At 71.1% G+C, this 18,396-nt stretch carries 16 protein-coding genes and 1 pseudogene; 14 read left to right on the top strand and 3 right to left on the bottom strand.

The window, feature by feature from the left end; all coding sequences use genetic code 11:
• Positions 1 to 22: 22 nt before the first annotated feature.
• Positions 23 to 478: a nucleoside deaminase gene (locus tag IDM46_RS11990; RefSeq protein ID WP_185115836.1), complete on the bottom strand. Its 456-nt coding sequence runs from the start codon at positions 476 to 478 to the stop codon at positions 23 to 25.
• 86 nt (positions 479 to 564) lie between these two features.
• Between IDM46_RS11990 and ubiE the strand changes: the two genes are divergently transcribed.
• The 3 genes from ubiE (at position 565) to IDM46_RS11975 (ending at position 4,232) form a co-directional block, all read left to right on the top strand.
• Entirely contained in the window at positions 565 to 1,326 is a 762-nt protein-coding gene (ubiE, locus tag IDM46_RS11985; RefSeq protein ID WP_182824499.1) for a bifunctional demethylmenaquinone methyltransferase/2-methoxy-6-polyprenyl-1,4-benzoquinol methylase UbiE, read from the top strand.
• Positions 1,327 to 1,399: 73 nt separating this feature from the next.
• Positions 1,400 to 3,454 (top strand): M1 family metallopeptidase, encoded by a 2,055-nt coding sequence (locus IDM46_RS11980; RefSeq protein WP_185115835.1) that lies wholly within the window; start codon positions 1,400 to 1,402, stop codon positions 3,452 to 3,454.
• 16 nt (positions 3,455 to 3,470) lie between these two features.
• A complete protein-coding gene (locus tag IDM46_RS11975) occupies positions 3,471 to 4,232 on the top strand; it encodes a hypothetical protein (RefSeq protein ID WP_185115834.1) in 762 nt (253 codons plus the stop codon).
• A gap of 6 nt (positions 4,233 to 4,238) precedes the next feature.
• On the opposite strand, the gene IDM46_RS11970 is transcribed toward IDM46_RS11975, so the two are convergent.
• Entirely contained in the window at positions 4,239 to 5,606 is a 1,368-nt protein-coding gene (locus IDM46_RS11970; RefSeq protein WP_182824503.1) for a hypothetical protein, read from the bottom strand.
• 2 nt (positions 5,607 to 5,608) lie between these two features.
• Complete coding sequence (locus tag IDM46_RS11965) at positions 5,609 to 6,541, bottom strand: carbohydrate kinase family protein (RefSeq protein ID WP_182824505.1); 933 nt, start codon at positions 6,539 to 6,541, stop codon at positions 5,609 to 5,611.
• Between the two features lie 274 nt (positions 6,542 to 6,815).
• On the opposite strand from IDM46_RS11965, the gene IDM46_RS11960 reads away from it, so the two are divergent.
• The 11 genes and pseudogenes from IDM46_RS11960 (at position 6,816) to lipA (ending at position 18,298) form a co-directional block, all read left to right on the top strand.
• Positions 6,816 to 7,859: a rod shape-determining protein gene (locus IDM46_RS11960; protein ID WP_182824508.1), complete on the top strand. Its 1,044-nt coding sequence runs from the start codon at positions 6,816 to 6,818 to the stop codon at positions 7,857 to 7,859.
• A 23-nt stretch (positions 7,860 to 7,882) separates the two neighbouring features.
• Complete coding sequence (gene mreC / locus IDM46_RS11955; RefSeq protein ID WP_182824510.1) at positions 7,883 to 8,791, top strand: rod shape-determining protein MreC; 909 nt, start codon at positions 7,883 to 7,885, stop codon at positions 8,789 to 8,791.
• The gene (mreD, locus tag IDM46_RS11950; RefSeq protein ID WP_182824512.1) at positions 8,788 to 9,270 is read left to right on the top strand and encodes a rod shape-determining protein MreD; all 483 of its coding nucleotides are present in this window, start codon (positions 8,788 to 8,790) and stop codon (positions 9,268 to 9,270) included. Before mreC ends, mreD begins: the two co-directional genes overlap by 4 nt.
• A pseudogene (gene mrdA, locus IDM46_RS11945) lies at positions 9,267 to 11,111 on the top strand (penicillin-binding protein 2); the annotation flags it as partial. The gene mreD and the pseudogene mrdA, both read left to right, overlap by 4 nt.
• A gap of 128 nt (positions 11,112 to 11,239) precedes the next feature.
• Positions 11,240 to 12,355 carry a rod shape-determining protein RodA gene (gene rodA / locus IDM46_RS11940; RefSeq protein WP_185115833.1) on the top strand — a complete coding sequence of 372 codons (1,116 nt, stop codon included), beginning with the start codon at positions 11,240 to 11,242 and terminating at the stop codon, positions 12,353 to 12,355.
• A gap of 62 nt (positions 12,356 to 12,417) precedes the next feature.
• Positions 12,418 to 13,557: a lytic murein transglycosylase B gene (gene mltB / locus IDM46_RS11935; RefSeq protein ID WP_185115832.1), complete on the top strand. Its 1,140-nt coding sequence runs from the start codon at positions 12,418 to 12,420 to the stop codon at positions 13,555 to 13,557.
• Complete coding sequence (locus IDM46_RS11930; protein WP_185115831.1) at positions 13,554 to 14,972, top strand: septal ring lytic transglycosylase RlpA family protein; 1,419 nt, start codon at positions 13,554 to 13,556, stop codon at positions 14,970 to 14,972. Before mltB ends, IDM46_RS11930 begins: the two co-directional genes overlap by 4 nt.
• Positions 14,973 to 15,036: 64 nt before the next feature.
• Positions 15,037 to 16,260, top strand: coding sequence for a D-alanyl-D-alanine carboxypeptidase family protein (locus tag IDM46_RS11925; protein ID WP_185115830.1), 1,224 nt, complete (start codon positions 15,037 to 15,039; stop codon positions 16,258 to 16,260).
• 84 nt (positions 16,261 to 16,344) lie between these two features.
• A complete protein-coding gene (locus IDM46_RS11920; protein WP_182824525.1) occupies positions 16,345 to 16,623 on the top strand; it encodes a DUF493 family protein in 279 nt (92 codons plus the stop codon).
• The gene (gene lipB / locus IDM46_RS11915; protein ID WP_185115829.1) at positions 16,611 to 17,294 is read left to right on the top strand and encodes a lipoyl(octanoyl) transferase LipB; all 684 of its coding nucleotides are present in this window, start codon (positions 16,611 to 16,613) and stop codon (positions 17,292 to 17,294) included. Before IDM46_RS11920 ends, lipB begins: the two co-directional genes overlap by 13 nt.
• Positions 17,291 to 18,298, top strand: coding sequence for a lipoyl synthase (gene lipA / locus IDM46_RS11910; RefSeq protein WP_182824529.1), 1,008 nt, complete (start codon positions 17,291 to 17,293; stop codon positions 18,296 to 18,298). Before lipB ends, lipA begins: the two co-directional genes overlap by 4 nt.
• The last annotated feature ends 98 nt before the right edge of the window (positions 18,299 to 18,396 follow it).

Here is an 18,396-nt window from a genome sequence, read left to right as displayed (position 1 = left end):
TGCGCTGCGCGGTGGGCGTGGCTCACTCCTCGCCGATATCCTCGTTCCACAGTCCCGGATTGGCGTCGATCCACTCGCCCATCATGGTGATGCAGCGCGGATCATCCAGCACCACCACCTCGGTGCCCGTTTCGCGCAGCCAGTCCACGCCACCGGCGAAATTCACCGCCTCGCCGACCACGACGGTGCCGATGTTGAACTGCCGCACCAGCCCGCTGCAGTACCAGCAGGGCGCGAGCGTGGTGACCATGATCGTGTCGCGGTAGCTGCGCTGGCGGCCGGCCTTGCGGAAGGCGTCGGTCTCGCCGTGGATCGAGGGGTCGCCTTCCTGCACGCGACGGTTGTGGCCGCAGCCGAGCAGGCGGCCGTCGCCGTGGTACAGCGCGGCGCCGATCGGGATGCCGCCCTCGGCCAGGCCCTGGCGGGCTTCGGCGATGGCGGTGTCGAGCAGGGCGCGGTAGTCGGGGGTATCGATCATGGTGTCGGTGCGGGGCGGGGACGGCCTGCGATCCTGCCACGGATCGCGCCGCGCCGGCCCCGCGGCCACGGTGCGATAATCGCCGCATGAACGAACACGACGAGCGCCCCGGCACCACCCACTTCGGCTTCCGCGACGTGCCGGTGGCCGACAAGCAGAAGCTGGTGGGCGAGGTGTTCTCGTCGGTGGCCGGCAACTACGACCTGATGAACGACCTGATGTCGATGGGCATCCACCGGGTCTGGAAGCGCTACTTCGTGGCCACCGCGCAGGTCGGCCGCGGCGCGCGCGTGCTGGACCTGGCCGGCGGCACCGGTGACATCGCGGCGCTGCTGCGCGACCGCGTCGGTGAATCGGGCGAACTGGTGCTCGGCGACATCAACGGCAGCATGCTGCGCGTCGGCCGCGACCGCATGGTCGACCGCGGCAACGTGCGCGGCTTCGAGTACGTGCAGTGCAATGCGCAGGCGCTGCCGTTCCCCGATGCGAGCTTCGACCTGGTGACCATCGCCTTCGGCCTGCGCAACGTGACCGACAAGGACGCGGCGCTCTCCGAGATGCTGCGCGTGCTCAAGGTCGGCGGCCAGGCGCGGGTGCTGGAGTTCTCGGAGGTCACCATGGACTGGTTCAAGCCGATCTACGACTTCCACTCGTTCAAGGTGCTGCCGCGGCTGGGCCGGCTGTTCGCGCAGGACGCCGACAGCTACCGCTACCTCGCCGAGTCGATCCGCAAGCACCCGCCGCAGGAGGCGCTGAAGTCGATGATGGAGGCGGCCGGCTTCGCGCGCTGCGGCTACCGCAACCTGACCGGTGGCATCGTCGCCATCCACGACGGCTACAAGGCCTGAGCCACCTGCCACGGGGGCGATGGCGGCAGTCGGGCTAGAATCGGGGCCTGTTCCAATCGCGGACCCCCGTCCCATGACCTTCAGCCGTACCCTCCGCCTGGCCGCGTTCGCGGCGCTGGCACTTGCCGCCGTTGTCGCCTGCAAGCGCGAACCCACGCCGCCGCCGTCCACCGCCACGCCGCCGCCGGCCGCGGCGGCCACCAGCGGCGACTACGACGAGCACTCCTACGCCGAGCCCGACAAGGTCGCCATCGACGACCTGGCGCTGGCCCTGGCGATCGATTTCGACACCCGCACCCTCGCCGGCACCGCCACCTACACGCTCGACTGGCGCGACCCCGAGGCCATGGAGCTGGTCCTCGACACCCGCGACCTGGCCATCGAGCGCGTGGAAGGCGAGGCCGAGGGCGGCGCCTGGCAGCCGCTGCAGCACACCCTGGCCGCGCGCGACGCGCTGCTCGGCAGCAAGCTGACGATCGCCGCGCCGGAGCGCAACGCGCGCATCCGCGTCAGCTACCGCACCTCGCCCGAGGCCTCCGGGCTGCAGTGGCTGGATGCGGCGATGACCCAGGGCAAGGCCACGCCGTTCATGTTCAGCCAGTCGCAGGCGATCCACGCCCGCTCCTGGGTGCCGCTGCAGGACACGCCGCGCGTGCGCTACACCTACAGCGCCGAGGTCACCGCCCCGGCCGAGGTGATGGTGCTGATGAGCGCCGACAACGATCCGGCCGCCGCGCGCGACGGGTCGTACAGCTTCCGCATGCCGCAGAAGATCCCCTCGTACCTGATGGCGATCGCCGCCGGCGACCTGGTGTTCAAGCCGATCTCGGCGCGCTCGGGCGTGTGGGCCGAGCCCGCCGCCGTGGACGGCGCGGTGGCCGAGTTCGCCGACACCGAGAAGATGATCGCCACCACCGAGGCGCTGTACGGGCCGTATCGCTGGGAGCGCTACGACCTGCTGCTGCTGCCGCCGTCGTTCCCGTTCGGCGGCATGGAAAACCCGCGCCTCTCGTTCATCACGCCAACGGTGGTCGTGGGCGACAAGTCGCTGGTGTCCTTGATCGCGCACGAGCTGGCGCACAGCTGGTCCGGCAACCTGGTCACCAACTCCAGCGCCAAGGATGGCTGGCTCAACGAAGGCTTCACCAGCTACGTCGAGAATCGCATCGTGGAGGCGCTGTACGGCAAGGAGCTGTCCGACATGGAGTACGTGATCGCGCGCAACGCGCTGGCCACGGAGATCAAGGACATGCCGCCCGAGCTGCAGGCGCTGGCGGTGCGCCCGGGCGTGATGAAGGACCCCGACGAAGGCCTCAGCGGCGTGTCCTACGACAAGGGCGCGTGGTTCCTGCAGTTCCTCGAGGAGCGCTTCGGCCGTGCCGAATTCGACGTGTTCCTGCGCGGCTACTTCGACCATTTCGCGTTCCAGAGCATCTCCACCGCGACCTTCGTCGACTACGCGCGCACCCACCTGCTCGAGAAGTATCCCGGCAAGGTGACCATGGCCGAGTTCGACACCTGGCTGTACGAGCCGGGTATCCCGGCCGGCGCGCCCAAGGTGCTGTCGCGCCGCTTCGGCGTGGTCGACACCGCGCGCCTGGGCTGGCTGGGCAGCGCGCAGCTGCCGCCGCCGGTGATCACCGACGCGTGGGTGACCCAGGAGTGGGTGCACTTCCTGGAGGGCATGCCGGAGACGCTGACCACCGTGCAGCTGTCGCAGCTGGATACCTCGTATGCGTTCACCGGCACGCCGAACGGCGAGATCGCGATGCGCTGGTATCCGCTGGCGGTGCGCAGCGGATATGTACAGGCGAACCCGGCGATCGCGGCGTTCCTGCAGAAGATCGGCCGCCGCAAGCTGATCATGCCGACCTACGAGGCGCTGGTCGCCACCGAAGGCGGGCTGGCGCTGGCGAAGGATGTGTTCGCCAGGGCGCGTCCGGGCTACCACCCGATCACCACCGCGTCGGTGGAGAAGGTGATCGCCGAGGCCAAGCCCGTGGCAAGTAGCGGGATGGCGCCGGCTCCGCCCGCGATCGATGCGACGGTCGTGGCACCCGAGCCCGAGCGTCCCGCGATGCCGGTCGCCGATGGCGATCCGACGCGTCCGGCGCCGGCGAAGCGTTGAGGCGGGCGTGAAGCGCATGTCAGTCCGCGCCAGTGCGTTCCGCCACACGGCGCGTCCCGTGGTGCTGGCGGCGGCGGTGGGTGGCGCGCTGCTGGTGCTGACCGCCTGCCAGGACCCGGCGGCGCAGGCCGAGGCGCAGGCGGCCGCGCAGGCACAGGCCGGCGAGGCCGCCGCCGACAAGGCCGCGGTCGAGTTCGATGCCGCCTTCGCGGCGGAGAACTGGCCGCTGGCCAAGGCCCACGGCGACCTGATCCTCGCGCGCCATCCCGATACCGCTGCCGCCGCGCGCATCGCACCGCTGCACGAGCAGGCCGGGGCGCGCGCCGAGTCGATCCGCGAGGACAAGCGCCTCGCCGGCCTGTGGACCTACAACGTCGAGCCGGTCACCGGCGGCACCCAGCTGTCGGCCGCGATCTACACCCGTGACCGCGTCGACAGCGACGGCAGCGGCGCAAGGCCGGTGCGCCTGATCTTCCGCGACCATCCGTCGTGGGGACGCAGCAGCTACCTGGTCATGGAAGCCGGCGACTTCGACTGCTACGGCGCCTGCCGCGTCGCGGTCACCGTGGACAGCGCCGCGCCGGTGCGCATGGCCGCCAACCGCCCCGACACCGACGAGGCGATCGCCATGTTCATCGACGACGAACGCGCGCTGTGGCGGATGCTCGACGGCGCGAAGGCGCTGTCGGTGGAGTATCCGGTCAAGGCCGGCGGCACGCGTACCGCGGTGTTCGAGGTGGGCGGGCTGGACCGCGCCAGGCTGGCCGGCTGGAAGTAGCCGGCGTCAGTCGAACCAGAGCAGCGGCAGGTCGGCGTTGAGCGAGATGTTGCGGAAGTCGCCGGTGGCACGTGCCACGGCCTCCACGTCATGGCAACCCGGCGCCAGCGCGCGCTTGCCGGCCGCCAGGTAGCTCGCCCCGATGGTGCGCGTGCTCACCGAGTGCGGACGCGGCCCAAGCGTCTGTTCGCTGGCGGCACCCACGTCCTGGCCGTTGATGCGGATGCGCAGCGAGACCGTGCCACCCGGATCCGCCTCGTCACCCTGGATCCGGCTCTTGGCGGAGAACAGCACCACGCCGCTGTGGCCCGGCGGGATGCAGGCGCGCCCCCGGCCCAGCACCACGTCGCCGCCGGCCGGCGGGCACTTCTCCGGGCGGAAGCCGTTGGTCCCGACGCAGACGTAGGCGTAGCGGCGGTGCTGGCCCTTGGCCGCGTAGTCGTGCGCGGGTGCCAGCCCGCGTCCGGTCACGCGCATGCCCCCGGCCAGGGTGATGAGCCGCGTGCCGGCACCCACCCGGTAGCGGGCGGCGTTGGTGCTCGCCATCAGCGGCCGGTAATACGGCGACTCGCTGGCGACCAGCTGCACCGTGCTGTCAGCCGGCGGCGACGGGTACAGCGCCTGCGCGAACATCGGGGCCTGCACTTCTGCGCCGAGCGCGAACAGGTCGTTGATCGACCAGGTCGCCGTGTCCAGCGGTGATTCACGGCCGTTGAGGAAGATCCCCCACATCGCATCGCCCGGGGAGTCCGACACGTAGCTGTGCCCGGAGGCCATCGCCACCACGGGTCCGGCGGCATTGCGCGCCGCCGCCGTCAGCAGCGCGCGCCGGCCGCGCTCCGGGATGGGCGTGCCCTCCGGTGTGTCGCGGGTATCGAACGCGAGCCACGGCGAGGCCCCGGGCAGGCGGGCGGCGGCCACGTGGGTGGCCGCGGTGGTCACGATCGAGAGGTTCGCGCCCGCCATGACCGTGGCCCGGCCATCGACGGTGCGCGCATGCAGCGCGACACGCACCTTCCCGGCCGGGACGCGCACCGCCCCGATCGCGTTGAACGCATGCCGGTTGGGCGCCCGGGAGCCGCGCCAGTCGATGATGCTGTCGTTGGACACCGGCTTGCCATTGACGGTGATGTAGGCGTTGGCCTGTGCGGCATCGAGCGGCGCGTACACGCCGTCCGACTGCAGGTACAGCCAGCCGGCGCGGGGCACGTGGACGGTCGCCTCCAGCAGCGGGCCGGAACGGCCGGCGACGATGCGGTCCGCCGCCAGTTCCAGGTAACGCGATTCGGGGCCCGCGCCGCGCGCCGGCAACCACGTTGCATCCGCCAGCAGGGCGGCCGCGGCGACCAGGCATCCCGCCAGACGGATGGGCATGCCTAGAGGGCGTAGCCGAACTGCTGGGTGAACTGCGCGGCGAACTCGTCGTAGTCGAAGCGCTGGTTCTGCGTGCCGGGGTGCTCCACCTTCAGCGCGCCCATCAGGTTGCCGATGCGGCCGATGGTTTCCCAGCCGTAGCCCTTCTCGATGCCGAACAGCAGGCCCGCGCGGAACGCGTCGCCGCAGCCGGTCGGGTCGGTGACGCGGGTCTCGTGCGCGGGCGGCACGTCGTAGGTCTTGCCATCGGCGTAGATCACCACGCCCTTGGGGCCGCGCGTGGTGATATAGGCCTTGACCTTGCCGGCGATGGTCGCCTCGTCCCAGCCGGTGCGTTCCTGCAGCAGGTTCGACTCGTAGTCGTTGACCGTGACGTAGTCGGCCTGCTCGATGAAGGCGCGCAGCTCCTCGCCGTTGAACAACGGCATGGCCTGGCCGGGGTCGAAGATGAAGGGAATGCCGGCCTCGGCGAATTCCTTCGAGTTCTGGATCATGCCTTCGTAGCCGTCGGGGCTGACGATGCCGATGGTCACGCCGGGCACGTCGCGCACGTGGTTCTCGTACGAACGCATCATCGCGCCCGGGTGGAAGGCGGTGATCTGGTTGTTGTCGAGGTCGGTGGTGATGAACGCCTGCGGCGTGAACAGCTCCGGGATTTCCTTGACATGGCCCAACGGGATGCCGAGATCGGCGAAGTACTCGCGATAGGGGCCGAAATCCTGGCCGACGGTGGCCATCGGGATCGGGTCGCCGCCCAGCAGCTTGAGGTTGTAGGCGATGTTGCCGGCGCAGCCGCCGAACTCGCGGCGCATCCGCGGCACCAGGAACGAGACGTTCAGGATGTGCACCTTGTCCGGCAGGATGTGGTTCTTGAACTGGTCGGGGAACACCATGATGGTGTCGTAGGCCAGGGAACCGCAGATCAGGGCAGGCATCGGGAAGGTGCTCCAGGGGCTGTTGCCGGCGGCTACGCCGGTTGGTTGTGTGATGGGGGTCCGCGACCGGCAGGGCCGCCGGGCATGCCACTGCCGCCCCTGTCGGGCCGGCTGGCCGCACAGGTTAGCCGCTGCGGTCGTGCGCGGCCAAGCACGGCGCATCGCGGGCAGCGGTTCTCCTTGCCCGGGACTGGGGCCGCGGTTACGCTTGCTGATCCCGTTTTCACGGGAAATCCCCCCTGTTCCCCTGCCTCCTGACGGACGTCCGCCCCCGATGTTCAAGAAGTTCCGCGGCATGTTTTCCAACGACCTGTCCATCGACCTGGGCACGGCCAACACACTCATTTTCGTCCGCGGCCAGGGAATCGTGCTCAACGAACCCTCGGTGGTGGCCGTGCGCCAGGACCGCTCCGGCGGCCAGAAGGCGGTCGCGGCCGTCGGCAGCGAGGCCAAGCAGATGCTGGGCCGCACGCCCGGCAACATCACCACGCACCGGCCGATGAAGGACGGCGTGATCGCCGACTTCACCTACACCGAAGAGATGCTCAAGCACTTCATCCGCAAGGTGCACAAGTCGCGCTTCCTGCGCCCCAGCCCGCGCGTGCTGATCTGCGTGCCGGCCGGCTCCACCCAGGTGGAGAAGCGCGCCATCAAGGATTCGGCGCTCGAAGCCGGCGCCCGCGATGTCTCGCTGATCGAGGAGCCCATGGCGGCCGCCATCGGCGCCGGCATGCCGGTCACCGAGGCGCGCGGCTCGATGGTCGTCGACATCGGCGGCGGCACCACCGAGGTTGCGGTGATCGCGCTCAACGGCATCGTCTACTCGCAGTCGGTGCGCATCGGCGGCGACCGCTTCGACGAGTCGATCATCAACTACGTGCGCCGCAACCACGGCATGCTGATCGGCGAATCCACCGCCGAGCGCATCAAGCTCGAGGCCGGCTGCGCCTACCCGCAGGACCCGGTGATCGAGATCGAGGTTTCCGGCCGCCATTTGGCCGAAGGCGTGCCGAAGATGATCAAGATCAGCTCGGCCGAAGTGCTGGACGCGTTGCGCGAGCCGCTGGCCGGCATCGTCAGCGCGGTGCGCCAGGCACTCGAACTCACCCCGCCGGAGCTCTGCGCCGATGTCGCCGAGCGCGGCATCGTGCTCACCGGCGGTGGCGCGCTGCTGCGCGACATCGACCGCCTGATCAGCGAGGAGACCGGGCTGCACGTGCAGGTCGCCGAGGATCCGCTGACCTGCGTGGCCCGCGGCGGTGGCCGCGCGCTGGAGCTGCTGGACATGCACGGGAACGAGTTCTTCGCGTCGGAGTGACCTGACCGTCCACGGCCCAGACAGTGTCCTCCTACGCCGGCCCCGCCGCCCCGCGCTCCAGTGACGTCGCCGGCACGCTGAGGCTGCTGGCGTACCTCGCGCTGTCCATCACCCTGCTGGTGTTCGACCATCGCGGCGACTGGCTGGCCCAGGCCAGGTCGCACGCCAGCGTGGCGATGCAGCCGGTGTGGTGGCTGGCCGGGCTGCCGTCGCGGCTTGGCGAAAGCGTGCGCGACGACGCCGCCACGCGCACGCGCCTGGCCGAGGAGAACCGCCGCCTGCGCAATGAGCTGCTGGTCGGCGCCGCGCGCCAGGCGCGGCTGCAGGTCGAGGCGGAAGAAAACGCCCGCCTGCGCGGCCTGCTCGGCGCGGCCGAACGCGGCGGGCTGGACGTGCAGTTGGCACCGATCCTGGATGTCGACCTCGACCCCACGCGCCAGCGGCTGATGCTCAATGCCGGCACCGGCCTGGGCGTGCACCGCGGGCAGAGCGTGATCGACGCCGGCGGCCTGGTGGGGCAGGTGATCGAGGCCACCCCGACCACGGCGGTGATCCTGTTGTTGACCGATCCCGACCACGCCGTGCCGGTGGCCGTGGCGCGCACCGGCGTGCGCCTGATCGTCTATGGCACCGGCCGCAGCGACCGGCTGGAGCTGCGCAACGTGCCGCTGTCGAGCGACGTCCGCGCCGGCGACGTGCTCATCACCTCCGGCCTGGGTGGCCGTTTCCCGCCCGGTTTCCCGGTGGGCACGATCGCCGCCCTGCGGCCCGACGACAGCCGCGCGTTCCTGGTCGGCGACGTGCACGCGGCCGCGCAGCTCGACCGTGGCCGCGACGTGCTGCTGCTGCGCGACCGCGCGCCGGGCCGCGCGCCGCCGCCGGCCGCACCTGCCGCATCGGATGCGCCGCCCGCGCCGGGGGCCACGCCATGACCCGCGGCCGCAGCTGGGTGCTGCCGGTCGCCGTGCTGCTGGCGCTGCTGCTGGGCCTGTTGCCCATGCCGGAGCTGCTGCAGCCGTTCCGCCCGTACTGGCTGGCGCTGGTGGTCGCCTACGGGGTGATCGAGGACAACGACAGGGTCGGCCTCGGCTTCGCGTTCTGCGTGGGCGTGGTGGCCGACCTGGCGTTCGGCGGCCTGCTCGGCGAGCAGTCGCTGCGGCTGGTGGTGATGGCGTTCATCCTGCAGCGCTTCCGCACCCAGCTGCGCTTCTTCCCGATGCCGCAGCAGGCGCTGGCGATCGGTGGACTGCTGCTCAATGACCGCGTCATCAGCACCGTGCTGCATCTCGCGCTCGGCGAGCCGCTGTTGCCGCTGGCCTACTGGTGGGCGCCGCTGCTCGGCATGCTGCTGTGGGCGCCGCTGTTCCTGCTGCTGGACGCGCTGCGCATCGGCCGCGGCGTGCGGCGATGATCGGCGGCCGGGCGCGGACGCGCCTGCGCAATCCGCAGGCCGAGGCGCGGCTGTTCCGCAGCCGTGCACTGGTCGGATTCGTCGTGGTGGTGCTGGCGCTGGGGGGGCTGGCGGGCTGGTATTTCAAGCTGCAGGTGCTCGACCACGACGTTTACGCCAAGCGTTCGCAGGCCAACCGCATCAAGCCGCGGCCGGTGGTGCCCGGGCGCGGGCTGATCTACGACCGTGCCGGGCGGATCATCGCCGACAACGTGCCGGCCTACCGCCTCGACGTGACCCCGGAGGACGCCGGTGATCCCGAGGCGCTGCTTGCCGCGCTGTCGAAAGTGGTGGAGCTGTCACCGCAGGACCTCGCGCGCTTCGAGGCGGAGCGCCGCACCACCCGGTCCTTCCGCGCGATCACGCTGAAGCTGCGCATCAGCGACGAGGAGGCGGCGCGTTTCGCGGTCGAGCGCTGGCGGTTCCCGGGTGTCGAGCTGGTGCCCTACCTCAACCGTCGGTACCCGCAGGGCGACCTGCTGGCGCACATCGTCGGCTACGTCGGCCGCACCGACGAGAGCGACATCGTGAAGTTCGGCGAGGCGCATGCGGTGTTCACCCACACCGGGCGCACCGGCCTGGAGCGCTACTACGACGAGGCGCTGCGCGGCGTGGTTGGTTACGAACAGGTGGAAACCAATGTCGAGGGCCGCGCGCTGGGCCGGGTCGGCATGCTGCCGGCGTCGGCGGGCGCCGACCTGCGGCTGTCGGTGGATGTGGAACTGCAGCGCGCGATGGCGCTGGCCTTCGGCGGGTTGCACGGCTCGGCGGTCGCCGTGGACCCCGCCACCGGGCAGGTGCTGGCCATGGTCAGCCTGCCGAGCTACGACCCCAACCTGTTCGTCAACGGCATCGCCAGCGCCGACTACCGGCGCCTGATGGACGATCCGGCGCGGCCGCTGTTCAACCGCAACGTGCTCGGCGGCGGGCCGCCGGGGTCGACCATCAAGCCGTTCGTCGCCCTTGCCGGCGTGGACAGCGGCGTGCGCACGCCCGACAGCAAGGTGTTCTCCACCGGCGAGTTCTTCATTCCCGGGCAGAGCCGCGGCTATCGCGACGCCGGGGCCGGCGGCGGCTGGGTGGACCTGCGCGATTCGATCTCGCGCTCGATCAACTACTACTACTACAAGCTCGCCTACGACATGGGCATCGCGCGCTTTGCCACGTACATGGCGCGCTATGGTTTCGGCCAGCCCACCGGCATCGACCTGACCGGCGAGACCAGCGGCATCGTGCCGTCACCGGAATGGAAGGCGTCGCGCACCAGCGAGCCCTGGTATCCGGGCGAAACCGTGATCGCCGGCATCGGCCAGGGCTACTGGGTCGCCACCGCGCTGCAGCTTGCGCGCGGCACCGCCGCGATCGCAAACGGCGGCACCCTGCATCCGCTGCGCCTGGTGTCCGAGCGCCGCCTGGCCTATGACGCGCCGTGGACGCCGTTGCCGCGGCTGCCGGCGCCGGGGATCACCGACAACCCGGCCCACCTGCGCGCGGTGCAGGAAGGCATGGTCAACACCATCCATGGTCGCGGCACCGCGACCGCCATGGCCCGCGGCGCCGAATACCGCATGGCCGGCAAGACCGGTACCGCGCAGAAGATCAGCCGCAAGGGCACCGCGCGCATGGATCCGCGCAGCCTGCCCTACCACCTGCGCCACCAGGCGCTGTTCGTGGGTTACGCGCCGGCCGAAGCGCCCACGATCGCGGTGGCCGTTGTGGTCGAGCATGGCGGCTACGGCGGCACCACCGCGGCGCCGATCGCGCGCAAGATCTTCGACGCCTGGCTGCTGGGCACCATGCCCGAACCGGCCGACGGCACCGAGGCCGCGGCCGACGCGTTGCCGGCGGTCACCTTCGACACCGTGGTGTCGACCCTGCTGCCCGGAGCGCACGCGGTGGCGGTCGCTGCGCCGGCGGTCGAGGCCACCCCATGAACGTCATCCTGCGCTGGCTGCTGGACCTGCTGCAGGGCTTCGTGCGCAGCATCGACTGGATCCTGCTCGGCGCCCTGGCGGGACTGATGGCCGCGGGCCTGGCGGTGCTGCACAGCGCCGGCGGTGGCGAGACGGTGCTGGTGAAGTCGCAGGGTGCGCGCTACGTGGTCGGCCTCGGCATCATGTGGCTGCTGTCGCGCGTGCCGCTGCTGCGCCTGCGGGGCGCGGCGCCGGTGGTGTTCGCACTGTCGCTGCTGCCGCTGGTCGCGGTGCTGTTCCTCGGCACCGGGCGCAGCGGCGCGCACTGGCTGAACCTTGGCGTGTTCTATTTCCAGCCGGCCGAACTGCTGAAGCTGAGCCTGCCGATGGCGGTGGCCTGGTACCTCAACAACGGCCCGATGCCGCCGGGCTTCGCGCGCACGCTGACGGCGATGGCGATCGTCGGCGTGCCGACCGGGCTGATCCTGCTGCAGCCCGACTTCGGCACCGCGATGCTGGTGGCGGCCAGTGGCGGGTTTGCGCTGTTCCTGGCCGGCATGTCGTGGTGGTGGCTTGTGGCGGCGGCCGGCGGCGTGGCCGCGGCGGCGCCGGTGGCCTGGTACTGGCTGCTGCGGCCCTACCAGAAGGACCGCATCCTCACCTTCCTGGATCCGGAATCCGATCCGCTCGGCACCGGCTGGAACATCATCCAGTCGAAGATCGCGATCGGCTCCGGCGGGCTGCGCGGGCAGGGCTGGGGCGAGGGTTCGCAATCGCATCTCAACTACGTGCCCGAGCACACCACCGACTTCATCTTCGCCGTGTTGTCGGAGGAATTCGGCTGGCTGGGCGTGGTCACGGTGCTGTCGCTGTACCTGGTGGTGGTGGGCCGCTGCCTGTGGATCGCGGCCGAGGCGCGCGACGGCTTCGCGCGCCTGCTGGCGGGCGCCCTCGGGCTGGGATTGTTCGTGTACGTGCTGGTCAATGGCGGCATGATCTCGGGCCTGCTGCCGGTGGTCGGCGTGCCGATGCCGCTGCTGAGCTTCGGCGGTACTGCGGCGGTGTCACTGCTGGCCGGCATGGGCGTGGTGATGGCGGTGCACGCCAGCGGCCAGGTGCGCGCGCGACGCTGAGCCGAAACGGCGTCTGAACGGCTGCCGCAGGCCGGCGAGGGTGCGTGCTAACCTCGCGCCCGATGATCCGAAGCCCCCGATTCCCGCTTTCCCGACCGCGCCTGTTGCCGGTATTGGCCGCGCCGCTGCTGTTCGCCGCCTGCGCACCCACGGCGATCTCGCGTGCACCCGTGGCACCCGCGGCCACCACGCCACCGGCGGTGGCGGCCACGGCGCCTGGCCTGCTGCCGGCCGTGCCACAGCCGCCGGAACGCCCGGTGGCGCCGCCCGCGGTCACCGATCCGGCGCTCGGGCGCGAACAGCGCATCGCCGCGTTCGTCGACTACACCGCCGACACCTACGGCGTGGACCGCCAGCGCATCCGCGCCGCGCTGGCCACGGCGGAGCACAAGCAGTCGATCATCGACGCGATGTCGCGGCCGGCCGAGGCCGTGCGCCCGTGGCGCGACTACCGCCCGATCTTCATGAACGACGCGCGCATCAACGGCGGGCGTGCGTTCTACGCCGAGAACCGCGCCGCGCTCGATCGCGTGGCCGCCGAGACCGGCGTGCCGGCCGAGTACATCGTCGCCATCATCGGCGTCGAGACCAGCTATGGCCGCATCACCGGCAACCACCGCGTGCTGGATGCGCTGTACACGCTGGCGTTCGGGTTCCCGAAGCGCGCGCCGTTCTTCGCCGGCGAGCTGGCGCAGCTGTTCGCGCTCACCGCCGAGGAGCCGCAGCTCGACCTTGGCGCGCTGAAAGGCAGCTATGCCGGGGCGATGGGCATGGGGCAGTTCATGCCGTCCAGCTACCGGCTGTGGGCCAAGGATGGCGATGGCGACGGACAGCGCGACCTGCTTACGCACAAGCCCGACGTGTTCGCGTCGATCGCCAACTATTTCGTGGTCCACGGCTGGCAGCGCGGCGCGCCGGTGGTGGCGCGCGCGACGCGCGACGCCGCCGCGGCCGACTTCAAGCCCGACAACCTGGAGCCGGTGCATCCACTGCCCGCGCTGGCGGCGCGCGGCTACCGGCCGCAGTCCGGGCAGCCGCTGGCCGAAGGCGCGACGCTGCTGTCCTTCGACGGCGAGGCCGGCCCCGAGTACTGGCTGGGCTACCGCAACTTCTACGTGATCAGCCGCTACAACCGCTCGCCGATGTACTCGCTGGCCGTGCACCAGCTCGCACAGGCGATCGCCGGCCGGCCGGCGCAATGATCGGGCGGCATGCCGCTGCCGGCTGGGGCCTTGCCGCCGCCGTGCTGCTGCTGGCCGGCTGTGCCGGCACCCCGAAGAAGACGGCCGACGCGCCCGCCCCCGCGCCCGGACGCGCGCCGGATACCGCGGCTCAGCGCGATGCCGGCCGCAAGGTGTCGCCGTACGCACCGGCCGCCGAGGATCCGTCCACGCGCGGCGACTACGTCGCCGGCGGCCTGTACAAGCCGGGTGTGCGCGACACGCTGCCCGACTACCTGCCCGACGTGGATGCCATTCCCGAGCCCGAGGTGGTCGCCCTGGCCCGATCGCGCCATGGCAACCGTTCGCCGTACTCGGTGCTCGGCAAGTCGTACCGGGTGCTCGAAGATGTCGACGGGTTCGTCGAACAGGGCCTGGCGTCGTACTACGGGCAGAAATTCCACGGCCGCAAGACCTCCAACCAGGAGGTCTACGACATGTACGCGTTCACCGCCGCGCACAAGTCGCTGCCGCTGCCGAGCTTCGCGCGCGTCACCAACCTCGACACCGGCAAGTCGGTGGTGGTGCGGGTCAACGACCGCGGGCCGTTCCACGATGGCCGGGTGATCGACCTGAGTTACGCGGCGGCGGTGAAGATCGGCGTGCATCCGCGCGGCACCGGCCGCGTCGAGGTGCGTGCGCTGAGCGCGGCGGAAAACGCGCGCGGGACGCGCGACACGCGCGTGGCCGAGCAGGTCGATCCTGCCACCGGCCTGCCGCCGGGCGTGCGCGTCGCCACCGGAAAGCCGCAGCCCGCGCCGCCCAGCGCCATCGATGGCCTGGTGCAGGCGCTGCCAGCCACGGCCGCTGCCGTCCCCGCCAAGGCGGTCGCGACGGCGGCGACGACGGTGCCGGCCAGCGTGGCGACCGCGACCACACCGCCGCCCGCCGCCGGCGGCGACTGGCGCTTCGACATGCGCCAGGACGGCAAGGCGATGAGCGCCGACGAGTTCGATGCCTGGATGAAGTCGCGCCGTGCGCGCGTGGCGACCGGACGTGCCGGCACGCCGGATCCCTACGGCTCGGCGGCACCGGCGAAGGCCGGGGCCGCGGTGCCCGCGCGTGGCGCCGCCGCGCCCGCACGCGAAACCGTCGCCGCCGCACGCCAGGCCGATGCCGCGCCGGTGCCGGTGCCCGCGGCCGACGCGGCATCGCGCGTCGGTGCAGGCGGCGTGCTGCTGCAGGTCGCCGCCTTCGGCTCGCGAGACAACGCGCAGCGCGCACTCGCCATGCTCGAGCGCGCCGGCATCGCCGCCGCGCGGCTGCACGACGGCACCGCCTCCGGGAAACCGGTGTGGCGACTGCGCGTCGGGCCTGTCGCCCATGCCAGCGTCGCCGACCTCAGCGCACGCGTGGCCGGTCTCGGCTTCGGCGCGCCGCACGTCGTGCGCGAGTAGACTTCCGTCCTTTGTCCCTGTCGTCCCGGTCACGGATGGCCGTAATCCCGGAGTTCCATCCCCGATGAATGCCCACGCCGTCCGCGTCGCGCTGATCACCCTTGTCTCCACCGCCGCGCTCGGCCTTGCATACGCCCAGACCCCGGCGTCCGCGCCGTCACCCACGCCGTCGCAGCCGGCCGCGCTCAGCGACGAGCTGCCGGTGCCGGACGCGCCACCGGTCACCGGAACCGCGTGGTTGCTGATGGACCACGCCACCGGCCAGGTGCTCGCCGGCCACAATGCCGACGAACGCGTCGAGCCGGCCAGCATCACCAAGGTGATGACCAGCTACGTGATCGCCGCCGAGATGAAGGCCGGCAAGGTCGGCGCCGACGACGACGTGCTGATGAGCGTCAACGCCTGGCGCACCGGCGGCGCCGGCACCGATGGCAGCTACAGCGGCTTCGAGGTCAACAAGACCGCGAAGCTGGTGGACATGGAAAAGGGCATGGTGGTGCAGTCGGGCAACGACGCCGCGATCGCGCTCGCCGAGCACGTGGCCGGCAGCGAGGAGGCGTTCGCGATGCTGATGAACGCGTACGCCAAGCGCATCGGCATGAAGAACTCCAACTTCGTCAACGCGCACGGCCTGTCGGCGCCGGAGCACTACTCCACCGCACGCGACCTGGCGCTGCTCGGACGCGCGCTGGCGCGCGATTTCCCGCAGGAGTACGCGTACAACAAGATCAAGGAATTCACGGTCGGGCCGATCACCCAGCGCAACCGCAACCTGCTGCTGTGGCGCGACCAGAGCGTCGACGGCATCAAGACCGGCCACCATTCGGGTGCCGGCTACTGCCTGCTGGCGTCGGCCAAGCGCGGTGACCAGCGCCTGGTGTCGGTGGTGATGGGCTCCACCAGCGAAAACCAGCGCGCGGTGGATTCGCAGGCGCTGCTCAACTGGGGCTTCCGCTTCTTCGAGACCCACAAGCTCTACGAAGCCGCCAAGCCCGTGGCCACCCAGAAGGTGTGGAAGGGCCAGCTCGACGAGCTGAGCCTGGGCGTCGCCCAGCCGCTGCTGGTGAGCGTGCATCGCGGCAAGTACGCGCAGCTCAAGCCGACCATGGACGTGCCCAAGACCCTGGTCGCCCCGATCGCCAAGGGCCAGGCCATCGGCACGGTGCGCGTGAGCCTGGACGGCAAGGTCGTGGCCGAAGCGCCGCTGGTGGCGCTGGAAGGCGTGGAGGAGGCCGGGTTCTTCAAGCGCCTCTGGCACGAGCTGCTGATGTGGTGGCAGACCGTCTGACGTCGCCCGTCGCCGCCGTCCGGCAACGCCCGGGCGGCCGCGTGCGGTGCTTGGATTCCGCGCCCTGGTCCCCATAATCGGCCGATGGCCATCAAATCCGACAACCCCGATCACGGCTTCCAGTTTCCCGGTGATTTCGAGATCACCGCGGTAGGTCCCGTCACCGCCGGCCTCGAGGTCGAGGTGCCCAACCTGCTGCGCGCCGCCGGCCTCACCGTGCTGCACGAGACCGTGACCACGCGTGCCTCGAGTGGCGGCAGGTTCGCATCGGTCAAGCTCAGCTTCCGCGCCAACTCGCGCGAGGAGTACGACTCCGCGCATGCCGCGCTGCGCGAGCACCCCGAGGTGAAGTGGACGCTGTAGCGCCGGCCTTGCGCCCCGCGGCCGTGCGCGACCTCGGTCGCCAGCCCTACGAACCGGTGTGGCGCGCGATGCAGGCGTTCACCGACCGCCGCGACGAGGACACGCGCGACGAACTGTGGGTGGTCGAGCACGATCCGGTGTTCACCCTGGGCCAGGCGGGCAAGCCCGAGCACGTGCTGCTGCCCGGCGACATCCCGGTGCTGCACGTCGACCGCGGCGGCCAGGTGACCTATCACGGCCCCGGCCAGCTGGTGGTCTATCCGCTGCTCGACCTCAAGCGCCTGAAGATCGGCGTGCGCGACTACGTCTGCCGCATCGAGCAGGCGCTGATCGACACCCTGGCCGGCTGGGGCATCGTCGCGCAGCGCCGCGAGGGCGCGCCCGGGGTCTACGCCGGCGACGCCAAGATCGCCGCGCTCGGCATCCGCGTGCGCCGCGGCTGCACCTTCCACGGCCTGGCCTTCAACATCGCGATGGACCTCGAACCGTTCCACCGCATCAACCCCTGCGGCTACGCCGGGCTCGAAGTGACCTCGGTGGTAGAATGCGGCGGTCCCGCAAGCCTCGACACCGCCCGGACCGCGCTGCTCGCGGCCCTCGCCACGCAGTTCGGCCTGGCAACGTTTGAAGCGCCTCGAGAAGCGGTTTTTGCCACGGCCACGAGATCATGACCAACACCTCCGCCAAGTCCATCCCGCTCGCCGTCATCGCCGATGCCGGTGCGCCGTCGCTGGTGCCGGGGGTGAAGCAGGTCGCGGGGGACAAGATCGGGCGTTCGCCGGTGGAATTCGTGGATACGCCGGTGCTGCGCAAGCCGTCGTGGATCCGGGTGCGCATCCCGTCCAACGGCGCGGTCGCCGCGCTCAAGGCCAAGCTGCGCGAGAACCGCCTGGTCACGGTGTGCGAGGACGCCAGCTGCCCGAACATCCACGAGTGCTTCGGCCACGGCACCGCGACCTTCATGATCCTGGGCGACGTGTGCACCCGCCGCTGCAGCTTCTGCGACGTCGCCCACGGCCGGCCCAAGCCGCCCGACGCCGACGAGCCGCGCCGCCTGGCGGAGACCGTCGCCGACATGGGCCTGAAGTACGTGGTGGTGACCTCGGTCGACCGCGACGACCTGCGCGACGGCGGGGCCCAGCATTTCGTCGACTGCATCGCGGCGATCCGCGCCCTCACCCCGACCACCAAGGTCGAGGTGCTGACCCCGGACTTCCGCGGCAAGGGGCGCATGGACCGCGCGCTGGAGATCCTCGCGGCCGATCCGCCGGACGTGTTCAACCACAACGTCGAGACCGTGCCGGAGCTGTACCGCAACGTGCGTCCGGGAGCCGACTACCAGTGGTCGCTGACCCTGCTGCAGCGCTTCAAGGCGCAGCACCCGGGCGTCACCACCAAGTCGGGGATCATGCTCGGCCTCGGCGAGACCCTGGAGCAGGTGCAGGGCACCCTGCGCGACCTGCGCGCGCACGACGTGGACATGGTCACCATCGGCCAGTACCTGCAGCCCAGCGCACACCACCACCCGGTGTTGCGCTACTGGACGCCGGAGGAGTTCAAGGCCTTCGAGGACTACGGCATGGCGCTGGGCTTCACCCACGTCGCCTCGGGTCCGCTGGTGCGCTCGTCCTACCACGCTGACCGCCAGGCCGCGGGTGCCGGAGTGGCCGGCTGAGACAGCCGCGCCGCGGCCGCCACCGCGCTTGTCCATCGTTCACACCCATGCCCATTCACGCGGTTAGAGTGGGTTTGCGCCTGCCCCGATGCAACTTC

The sequence above is a fragment of the Luteimonas sp. MC1825 genome, from assembly GCF_014764385.1.
Taxonomy (GTDB): Bacteria; Pseudomonadota; Gammaproteobacteria; order Xanthomonadales; family Xanthomonadaceae; genus Luteimonas.
This window is presented reverse-complemented; position numbering and strand designations above follow the sequence as displayed.